General features: G+C 71.0%; 9 protein-coding genes. 3 read left to right on the top strand and 6 right to left on the bottom strand.

Going from position 1 to position 9,582, the window contains the following annotated elements:
* Nucleotides 1–434 precede the first annotated feature (434 nt).
* A complete protein-coding gene (locus MET9862_RS26890) occupies nt 435–956 on the bottom strand; it encodes a DUF2244 domain-containing protein (protein ID WP_142585986.1) in 522 nt (173 codons plus the stop codon).
* Between the two features lie 20 nt (nt 957–976).
* On the opposite strand from MET9862_RS26890, the gene nth reads away from it, so the two are divergent.
* Both nth and purC read left to right on the top strand, forming a co-directional pair.
* The gene (gene nth / locus MET9862_RS26885) at nt 977–1,804 is read left to right on the top strand and encodes an endonuclease III (protein WP_142585985.1); all 828 of its coding nucleotides are present in this window, start codon (nt 977–979) and stop codon (nt 1,802–1,804) included.
* Between the two features lie 336 nt (nt 1,805–2,140).
* Nucleotides 2,141–2,935 (top strand): phosphoribosylaminoimidazolesuccinocarboxamide synthase, encoded by a 795-nt coding sequence (purC, locus tag MET9862_RS26880; RefSeq protein WP_142585984.1) that lies wholly within the window; start codon nt 2,141–2,143, stop codon nt 2,933–2,935.
* Here purC and MET9862_RS26875 read toward each other — a convergent pair.
* From MET9862_RS26875 to MET9862_RS26860, 4 genes are all read right to left on the bottom strand, one after another.
* A complete protein-coding gene (locus MET9862_RS26875; protein WP_185157023.1) occupies nt 2,929–4,551 on the bottom strand; it encodes a glycosyltransferase in 1,623 nt (540 codons plus the stop codon). The genes purC and MET9862_RS26875 overlap by 7 nt on opposite strands.
* Complete coding sequence (locus MET9862_RS26870; RefSeq protein ID WP_244612931.1) at nt 4,548–6,347, bottom strand: glycosyltransferase family 2 protein; 1,800 nt, start codon at nt 6,345–6,347, stop codon at nt 4,548–4,550. Before MET9862_RS26870 ends, MET9862_RS26875 begins: the two co-directional genes overlap by 4 nt.
* A gap of 145 nt (nt 6,348–6,492) precedes the next feature.
* Entirely contained in the window at nt 6,493–7,113 is a 621-nt protein-coding gene (locus tag MET9862_RS26865) for a hypothetical protein (protein ID WP_142585982.1), read from the bottom strand.
* Between the two features lie 17 nt (nt 7,114–7,130).
* Entirely contained in the window at nt 7,131–7,721 is a 591-nt protein-coding gene (locus MET9862_RS26860; protein WP_244612930.1) for an invasion associated locus B family protein, read from the bottom strand.
* A gap of 115 nt (nt 7,722–7,836) precedes the next feature.
* Between MET9862_RS26860 and MET9862_RS26855 the strand changes: the two genes are divergently transcribed.
* Nucleotides 7,837–8,223 carry a hypothetical protein gene (locus MET9862_RS26855; RefSeq protein WP_185157022.1) on the top strand — a complete coding sequence of 129 codons (387 nt, stop codon included), beginning with the start codon at nt 7,837–7,839 and terminating at the stop codon, nt 8,221–8,223.
* A 237-nt stretch (nt 8,224–8,460) separates the two neighbouring features.
* Here MET9862_RS26855 and MET9862_RS26850 read toward each other — a convergent pair.
* The coding region (locus MET9862_RS26850) for an OmpA family protein (RefSeq protein WP_244612929.1) at nt 8,461–9,582 on the bottom strand (1,122 nt) is incomplete at its 5' end.

The raw sequence follows: 9,582 nt of genomic DNA, 5'->3' as shown, positions 1-9,582 counted from the left end.
ATCTCACGATCCGAACCCAGGGCCGAAACCCCAGATCCAGATCCGCAAGGACACACGCCGCCCACGCTTCTCTTTCTCGTCATTCACTTGTCAAAGAGCGGACAGCGGGAACACCCACCGTCAGACACCATCCAGAGACGAAAACAGCGCCTGTCCCGGATCTACCCGATCCGAGCCCAGCCCGCTCGCCATGTTCCAGAAGGCCTGCCGAAGCGACAGTGCAGCGTCCGGTCCACATCCGCGGCCGGCGCCGATGAGCGGGGTATACGGGCGGCCCAGGCCGGCGTCAACACGGAAAATGAAGAGGCTGCGAAAAATCGACGACAGAGCCGTGACGGGGCTCGGTGGCGAACCTGGCGAAGCGAAGAGCCATTTGGGGTCACAGGCATCCCTCGCCGCGCGTCGCCCGCCAGGCGGCCTTCGTCGGAGACCGCTCAGTAGCCCTTCTTCACCTGAGCCAGGGCCGCGCGCAGACCCTGGGCCACACGCGCCCGCTCCTCCGGTGAGGCATCGCGGGCGACCGTCACATGCTCGCGGCGCGAGACCAGGGTCAGACGCTGAAGCCCGTACTCCTCGTCCTCGACCTGGGTCAGCTTGGTCCAGAGCGGGTTGAAGCGCCATTCGCGACGCTCGCCGCGATGGCTGACGCGGGCGATCAGGATCTCGATCTGCGAGATCATCACCTCCTCGAAGGATCGGCCGCGCCGGAAGCTCACCTTCAGAGCGACGTAGACCGCCAGCATATCGAGGCCGAAGAAGCCGGCCACCGGCCAGAAGCCCATGCGCCAGCACCAGACCGAGATGACGAGGGAGACCAGGCAGCAGCCGCCCATGACGATGCGGAAACCCAGGCGACTGAGCGACTGGTGCGGCCGGATCGTCGCGGTGAAGACCGGCCGGTCGATCGTGTCGGGGTCGAGCCCGTCGGGATGGGTCGAGAGGTTGCCGCTCGCCATACGATCCATATAACGCCGCCATGCCTCCCAGAAAGACGCGCGCGTCCGTCAATTCGCCGCGAGCCGCCGCGGACACGGCCGAACCTCTGCCGGGCGCCGCGGCCACCGTGCGAGCCCCCTCGCGCGCCAGTCCTTCGCGCACCAAGCGGTCGGGGAGCGCCAAGGCCGCGCTCGCGACGCCGCTCACCGCCCATGTCGAGACGCAGCCCAGGCCTGTCGACGCGGCGGACCTCGCCGAGATCTTCCGGCGCCTCAGCGCGCTCAACCCCGAGCCCCGGGCGGAGCTCGACTACGTCAACCCCTATACCCTGCTGGTGGCCGTCGTCCTCTCGGCCCAGGCGACCGACCGCAGCGTGAACCTCGCGACTGCCCCTCTCTTCGCCCTCGCCGACACGCCGCAGAAGATGCTCGACCTCGGCGAGGAGCGCGTGCGCGGCTTCATCCGCACCATCGGCCTGTTCAACACCAAGGCGAAGAACGTGATCGCGCTGTCGCGCATCCTGGTCGAGCAGCATGGCGGCGCGGTGCCATGCTCCCAGGACGCGCTCGAGGTGCTGCCCGGGGTCGGCGCCAAGACCGCGAGCGTCGTGCTCAACGTGGCCTTCCAGGTGCCGCGGATCGCCGTCGATACCCACATCTTCCGGGTCTCGAACCGCATCCCGCTGGTGATCGGCTCGACCACCGACAAAGTCCAGGCGGGGCTCGAGGCGATCGTGCCCGAACCCTACCGGCTCAACGCCCACCACTGGCTGATCCTGTTCGGCCGCTACGTGTGCAAGGCGCGCAAGCCCGACTGCCCGAACTGCCCCATCCGCGACCTCTGCCGCTATCCCTCGAAGACCGCCTGACGCCCGTCCGGTCGACCGAACCGCAGAAGGGCCCGCAAGCCGGCGCGGCGCCTGAGCGGGGACGACATCCGCCATCCCGAAGGGATCTCCCGGAGGTCGCAGGAGACGCGACGATCGGCCCGCGCCCGCAGCGGGATGACGGCCGCGGCGCGGCCCTCCGCAGGTCCCAGCGCAATCCCCACCTGCGGGCTAACGCGTTGTGCAGCCACCCCGCTTCGGGTAGTTTGGCGGCCGGCTGCGGGGGGCTTTCGACAGCGATGGGCTCCTGCCGCCCGACCCCTCGTCCGGTCGCCGCGCCGCGGATTCCACACTTGTCGCCCTCAGGAGTCACGGCCCATGGACTTCCTCAAACCACGGTACACGCCTATGAACCGCCGCCGTCGCATCTACGAGGGCAAGGCGAAGGTCCTCTACGAGGGGCCCGAGCCCGGGACGCTCATCCAGCACTTCAAGGACGACGCGACCGCCTTCAACGCGAAGAAGCACGAGATCATCGACGGCAAGGGCGTGCTGAACAACCGGATCTCGGAATTCGTGTTCCAGCACCTCAACGACATCGGTGTGCCGACGCATTTCATCCGCCGGCTGAACATGCGCGAGCAGCTCATCCGCGAGGTGGAGATCATCCCGCTCGAGGTGGTGGTGCGCAACGTGGCGGCGGGCTCGCTGGCGACGCGGCTCGGCCTCGAGGAGGGCACGCAGCTGCCGCGCTCGATCATCGAGTTCTACTACAAGAACGACCAGCTCAACGATCCGATGGTGTCGGAGGAGCACATCACGGCCTTCGGCTGGGCGACGCCGCAGGAGATCGACGACATCATGGCGCTGGCGATCCGCGTCAACGACTTCCTCTCCGGCCTCTTCCTCGGCGTCGGCATCCGCCTCGTCGATTTCAAGATGGAGACCGGCCGCCTCTGGGAAGGCGACATGATGCGCATCGTCGTGGCCGATGAGATCTCGCCCGATTCCTGCCGGCTGTGGGACATCAAGTCCTCGGACAAGCTCGACAAGGACCGGTTCCGCAAGGATCTCGGCGGCCTGATCGAGGCCTATACGGAGGTCGCCAAGCGCCTCGGCATCATGTCGGAGAACGAGAAGGTGCAGATGGGCGGGCCCCGGCTCGTTCAGTAGGCCGCGCGCCGCAGGACGGGCGGCGCCTCATCCGCGAAGGCGCCCGCCGCCAAGCGGACATGGGTCGAGAGATCCGGGTCGAAGCCCGGATGATAATGGGGGTCCTGCGCGAGCAGCGGCCCCCATCGCTCTTTCAGGGCCGCGACTTCGCGGGCGTGGCGGGCCTGCGCCTCGGGCGTCCAGCGCCGGCTCAGGCCCTCGTCGTGCAGGAGCACGGCGCCCGGCACCAGCAGGGTGCGATACCCGGCCGCGTTCAGGCGCAGGCAGAGATCGACGTCGTTGAAGTCGACGGCGAAGCGTTCCGCGTCGAACCCGCCGACAGCGGCGAACTTTCCGGCCTCGACGGCAAGGCAGGCGGCCGTCACCGCCGAGACCGCATGGGTGGCGCGCAATCCGCCGAGATGGCCGGGCGCGTCACCCGGAACGTGGCGATAGGCATGGGTGACGAGGCCCCCGGTGCCGAGCACGATGCCGCCGTGCTGGATCCGGCCGGCGCCGTCGATCAGCTTCGCGCCCACCGCGCCGACATCCGGGCGCAGAGCCTCGCGGGCCATGCGGTCGAGCCAGCCGGGGTCGAGGACGGTCACATCGTTGTTCACGAAGACGAGGAGACGGCCGCGTGCGACCGCCGCCGCCGCATTGTTCATGGCCGCGAAGTTGAATGGTCCCGGACAGGGGACGATGCGGGCGCAGGCCCGCGCCTCGAGGTCGCGCAGATAGGCGAGCGTCTCCGGCTCGCGGCTGTCGTTGTCGCAGATCAGGAGTTCGAGAGCGGGCCAGTCCGTGCCGAGCAGCCCGTCGACGCAGGGCCGCAGGAGGTCGAGCCGGTCCCGCGTCGGCACGATCAGACTGACGAGCGGCGCCGGCTCCGGCAGCGGATGGAGCAGACGCGCGACCCCCTCCCCGTCCGGGGCCACCGCCGTCTCCGCGCGGCCGGTCCGGTCGAGATGCGCGCGCACGGCGGCGGCGTGCGCCCTCCCCTCCCCTCCCCGTTCGGGAGCCTGCCAGGGCCGCCACACGGATAGGATCCGCGGCAGGTGACCGATGGCGGCGGCACCGAAGCGCTCATGGATGCGGAACAGCGCATCCGCCGCGCCGCGCGCCGGATCGATGCCGGCCGGCTCGATCGCCTCGCGGCGCAGGGCGACGACCGGCCCGACATAGTCGAGGGCCGCGAGATAATCCGGATCGAAAGCCGGGCGCAGGAGCGGCTCGGCGACCGAGGACGGCGCCAATTGGACCAGCGCATCGCCATAGAGGGCCTGGACCTGCGCATCGGCGAAGGCGGTGCGGATCGATGTCCCCGCTCCCGGCGCGAGCGCGTGGCCCGGTCCGCCGAGGAGAAGGATCTCGGAGCCGAGCGCGGGTTGTGACGGTCCGAGATAGTGAGCCTCGGCTTCGGGCGGCAGCATGAGGCGGGGCTCGATCCCGATGAGCGCGGCGAGACGCTGGCGCGCGCGCAGGCGCTTGCCGCTGAGCCAGGCCCAGACGAGGCCGAGGACGCGGCCCGGATGGCGGGCGAGCGCCCGGAGCGCGGCGGCCCGGTCGCGCCGCCGCGGCGCGAGGAAACAGAGGACGGCGTCGGCATCGCCGGCGGGCGTGGCGCGATCCGTCACTCCAGATCCTCGCCGAAGGTCGTGAGCGACAGGCAGGGATGGTAGAATGGATCGTGCCGGATCACGTCGCGCCAGCGCGCGGCGAAACGCTCGCCCTCCGTCTCGAACCGGGCCCGGGCGGCACCGACCGCCGGGCCTCGGCTCACCGATTCCAGATGGGCGAGCCGCGCCGCCGGGGTCCAGACCGTCTTGTAGCCCCGTGCCCCGAGACGCAGGCAGAAATCGACGTCGTTGAAATCCACCGGGAAGGCCTCGGCGTCGAAGCCGCCCACGGCCTCGTACTTCTCCCGTGTCACGGCAAGGCAGGCGGCCGTCACCGCCGAGACCTCGTGCGCGACGCGGAGGCGGTCGAGATGGCCGGGGCTGTCACCGGGCCGGCGGCGCAGGATGTGGCCGGCCCGGCCGCCCAGGCCGACGACCACCCCGGCATGCTGGAGCCGCCCGTCGCCGTAGAGCAGCTTGGCGCCCACGGCCCCGACTTCGGGTCGGAGGGCTTGGCGCACCATCGCGTCGAGCCAGCCCGGCTCCAGCACCGCGATGTCGTTGTTGAGGAGGACCACGACGGCGCCGCGCGACGCGGCGACGCCGGCATTGACGAGACGCGAGAAGTTGAAGGGGGCGGGATCGCTCAGGATCGTGACGCGCGGATCGGTGCGCAGGGTCTCGTAATGGGCGAGCACCGCCGGATCGGTCGAGCCGTTATCGACGATGATCAGCTCGATCGCCGGATAGGCGGTCTCGTGCAGGACGCCGCGGCAGGCCCGGGTGATCAGGTCGAGGCGGTCCCGCGACGGGATGACGATGCTGGCGAGCGGCGCCGGCTCGGGCAGGGGCCAGAGCAGATCGGGCACGCCACCCGGCTCGACGATCGCGACGCCCGATCGCCGCAGTGCGACGGCCCGGGCCGCCGCCGTCGGCGGCGCCCCGACCGTCTGCGCGAGGATGCGCGGCACGTGCCGGACCGGACCTGCCCCACGCGCCACAGCGATCTCGAGGCGCAGGCCGAGATCGGCCGGGGAATCGAGGGGTTGGTCGAGGACATCCGAGAGGCGCCCCCGCGCGACGAGCCAGGGCCGGCCGAGATAGCCGCCGGCCAGCGCGAGATCCGGGCTCCAATCCGGCTTGAGCCGCGGCGCGCCGTCCCGGATCTCGTCGCCATAGGTCAGGCTCGCCCCGTCGAGCGCGGCGGCGAGATGCGCCAGGGCATCCGGGGCGAGAACGTCGCCGGGCTCCAGCAGGCAGAGCGCCTCACCGGCACCGACGAGGTCAGCGAGCACGCGGTCGCCGCCAGGGGCCAGCACGCCCACCCGCGGATCCGGGTCCGGGACGGCACGGGCGGACAGGATCGATACCGCCCAGTGCGGGTGAGTCTGCGCCCGGAGGCTGGCGAGCGTCCGCCCCAGCGCCTCCGCGTCGCCGGTCTCGGCCAGGATTACGCGGACGGCGCGATCCGACCGCGAGACCGCGGGCGGAACGGCCCGCTCGGCCGCCCAGCGCGGGTAGCCGGCGAGGGGCGTCACGGCGCAGGCGCCGCGCAGGGTGTCGCGGTAGCGCCGGGCGTCGCCGCGGATCCGCTCGTAGAGGGCGGAGACGGCCCGGATCGGGCGCTTTTCCAGGCATTCGCGCAGGAGACCGGCCTCGCTGCGCCGGGCGACCCGGTCGAGCGCGAAGCCGGGTGGTGCGGCGAGGCGGATCTCGGCCGTGTCCGGCGGCAGCAGGCCGAGCCAGTGGGCCCGCGCGCCGCCCGGCAGCACGAAATCCTGCACTGCGCCGTCGCTGCGCAGCGCGCGGATCATCGGGCGCAGCCGCGAGAGGGCCGGATCGGTGCGGTAGCTCAGGCGGATCCAGCCGGCGCGCACGCCGTCGAGGACGAGACGGTGACCGAAAGGATCGCCCTCCACGGGCTCGAGGCGAAACGGAACGGCGTCGCCCGCACATCGGTCACTGCGTGGCACCGGCCCCGCCAGTCTCCGGAACGGTCGCGACAGCTGGCTTACGGCGGGCCTTCGGCTTGGCCGGCGCCTTGGCACCGCCCACCGCGGCGAAGATCTCATAATCCGCTGTCATCGCTGCGGGGACGATGAGGTTGTCCTCCACCGTCGAGGCGAAGCCCTGGGCCTCGCCCGGCCCCACCGTGACCGACAGGCGCGCGGTCCGGCTCAGGACCGTCTTCTCGTCGCGGCGGATCGAGACGGTGACGGGTACGTCGAAGCGGCCGGGCGAGCCGCCCGGACCGAGCAGGACCTTCACTTCCACGCCGACCTTCACGCGGATCGAGCCGTCTTCCAGGCGCTGGCACTCGCGGGCGAGCTGTCCGAGCGTCGCCTGCGACCGGATGGCGGAGGCGCCCTCGCCGCGGCCGCCATGCGTCGCCATCGCCGCGCCGCCCTCCGGCACGTCGACCGTCGGGCAATAGGGCGGCTCCAGATCCTTCGGCTGCGAGGGCGGAACGGTCGTGCCGCCGTATTTCAGAAGGTTCGAGAAGATGTTGCCCTCCTCGGCCCATGCCTGTCCGCTGGACAGGGCGAGGGCAAGGGCAACAACGCTCAGCCGACCGATCATCCTCCGCCTCACCCGTCCTATTTCAGGCTGTCGAATCCGGCCCCGAAGCCCTTCATCGACAGCGGGATGCCGACGCCCTCCTCGGGCGTCTGAAACACGATGAAGGTGGCCTGGCTGCCGCCCTTGAACTGGCGGACCAGACCGTCATCCATCACCACCTCGGCGACGCAGCCCGTGGTCAGGCAGCGCACGAAGCCGGCGCGGCCGATATCGGTCTGGTCGATCTTGAGACCGAGCCCGGAGGGTAGCAGGACCCCGAGCGGGGCCACCACCCGGAGCAGGTAGCCGCGGTTGTCGGCGGTCTTCAGCACGATGACGACGAGGGTGAGGTTCGGCCGGTCCTCGGCAGCGAGGTATTGCACGAGCGCACATTGCTCGGCCTTGGCCCCGGCGGGCGTCTCGCAGCGCAGCTGCCAGTCCTCGAACGTCTTGCGGACCATGCCCTGGGCCTCGGCCTGCCCGGCCGATCCGGCGAGCCATGCGACACCGAGCGCGGCGGCGAGACGCCTGACAGGACCGAGCCTCACGCGCTGTGGCACCAGCCGACCTCTTCGAGGAGAGCGCCCCCGCCCGGGGCCGCTGACAAAAACCCGGCGCGTTGGGACCATGCGGCACCGCCCCTGTCAAGCGACGGCCGCCGACCTATTGTTGCCGCAAAGTGCTATCGTGCGCGCCGACCGGCGCCTACGATGCCGCTCACGTCAGGCTTTCCTGGAACCGTCCATGCGCGCATGCGTCCTCTCCGCCCTGATCGGGCTCGGTGCCTCCGTCCTCGGCGCGGGCCTCGCCCAGGCTGAGGGCCTGCCGACGGCCGAGACCACCTATGTCGAGCGCTCGCTCAACCGCGACGGTCCGCTCGTGATCGAGCATCCGCCCGTGGCGACGAACCCCTACGGACGCCGCGGCGGCAGCGCGGCCATCGCCGGCTTCTGCCGCGACGGCGGCTACATCCGGCGGCGGGACGAGTACGGCAACGCCGTCATCGTGCGGCAGCGTGAGGTCTGCGACAGCGTCGCGCCCCGCACGCTGATGCCCGGCGAGGTCGATCCCCGGCCGACCTGGCCCGCCGAGCGGGTCATGCGCGAGCGCGTGCTGCGCGCCAAGGGCTGAAGATCGTTTCGACCGGCGGGCGCTCCAGGGAACGCCCGCATCCGCCGCTCGCGCCGCCTCAGAGCCTGTTCGAGCGCGTGTTCATCCGGCGGATCCCACACTCCAACCTCATCCTGAGGTGGAGGGGTGGGACCACGGGCGAAGATCTGCACGATCCCCTCAACAGCCTCAGGATGAGGGGGACGGGACCATCCATCCCCCTCATGACGATCGCTCGATCCCGCTCGAAGCGGGCTCTCAGCGCGGAGGCGGCGCGCCCTCGGCCTGACCCTGCTGGATCAGCGGGGTGATCCGCCGCACGGTGACCCGGCGGTTCTCGCGCGAGGCGCTCTGCGTATTCACCTTGAGGTATTGTTCGCCGTAGCCCTGCGTGGTCAGGTTCTCGGGCGGCACCTGGAAGCGCTGGGTCAGGACGGTGGCCACCGACTGGGCCCGGCGATCGGACAGCGACAGGTTGTCCACGTCCGAGCCGACCGCATCGGTGTAGCCCTCGATCAGGAACACCTCCTGCGGATTGTTGCGGATCGCTTGGTTGATGGCGCTCGCGATGGTCGAGAGCCGCGCCGCCTGGTCCGGCGTCACCGTGAACGAGCCGGTATCGAAGTTGATCGTGTCGATGTCGACGCTGCGCATCCGCGCCCGCAATTGCGGGCTGTAGCGGACCTGATCCAGCGTGTAGCGCCGGTCGATCGGCACCACCGGCGGTGCGGAGAGCGCCTCGTAGACGGTGCGCTCGTCGGCTCCGTCGTAATCGACCACGTAGCGCTCGCGCGGGATCCGGATGTCGGGCGGCGGCAGGTCCACCACGTCCTCGTAGATCGGGCGGCGGGCCCCGTAGGCGTTGTCGATGATCACCACCTCGCGCCCGTCACGGAAGCGGCGGGAGCGGCGCAGCAGACGGCCGTCGTCGTCCACCACGGTGATGATCTGCTCGCCGCCCGGCCGGTCGAGATAGGAATAGGTCTCGCTGCCACGGCGCTCGCGGCGGAAGCCGCCGCGATCGAGGTCGCGGAAGCGCTCCGTCTCGTCGTGACGGATGTAGTAGCTGTCGCGGTCGCGCACGATGATGCGGCCCGGCTCGCGGATATAGGTGCGCCCGTCCTCGTTGAACTCGCGCCGGTCGCGCTGGATGCGGCCGTAGTCGCGGATGTCCTCGTCCTCGTCGCGGAAGCCGCCGGGCACGTAGCCGGGCCGGCCCGGCACGTTGAAGCCGCGGCGATCCTCGGCACGGCCGACGGGCAGATCGCCCCGAGCGCCGGGATCGACGCCCGGCGGCTGGACCGGGCGGCCCGGCACGCCGGGGGCCGCATTCGGCGCCGGCGGCGCGGCCTGAGGGGTGACACCCTGCGGCGCGGGCGG

Source organism: Methylobacterium symbioticum (assembly GCF_902141845.1).
GTDB classification, from domain to species: Bacteria; Pseudomonadota; Alphaproteobacteria; order Rhizobiales; family Beijerinckiaceae; genus Methylobacterium; species Methylobacterium symbioticum.
This window is presented reverse-complemented; position numbering and strand designations above follow the sequence as displayed.

Bases quoted from the DNA above. Each gene is read 5' to 3' on its own strand.
- MET9862_RS26890 (WP_142585986.1), bottom strand. From the start codon at position 956: ATGGCGAGCGGCAACCTCTCGACCCATCCCGACGGGCTCGACCCCGAC.
- nth (WP_142585985.1), top strand. From the start codon at position 977: ATGCCTCCCAGAAAGACGCGCGCGTCCGTCAATTCGCCGCGAGCCGCC.
- purC (WP_142585984.1), top strand. From the start codon at position 2,141: ATGGACTTCCTCAAACCACGGTACACGCCTATGAACCGCCGCCGTCGC.
- MET9862_RS26870 (WP_244612931.1), bottom strand. From the start codon at position 6,347: ATGATCCGCGCGCTGCGCAGCGACGGCGCAGTGCAGGATTTCGTGCTG.
- MET9862_RS26865 (WP_142585982.1), bottom strand. From the start codon at position 7,113: ATGATCGGTCGGCTGAGCGTTGTTGCCCTTGCCCTCGCCCTGTCCAGC.
- MET9862_RS26860 (WP_244612930.1), bottom strand. From the start codon at position 7,721: ATGGTCCCAACGCGCCGGGTTTTTGTCAGCGGCCCCGGGCGGGGGCGC.
- MET9862_RS26855 (WP_185157022.1), top strand. From the start codon at position 7,837: ATGCGCGCATGCGTCCTCTCCGCCCTGATCGGGCTCGGTGCCTCCGTC.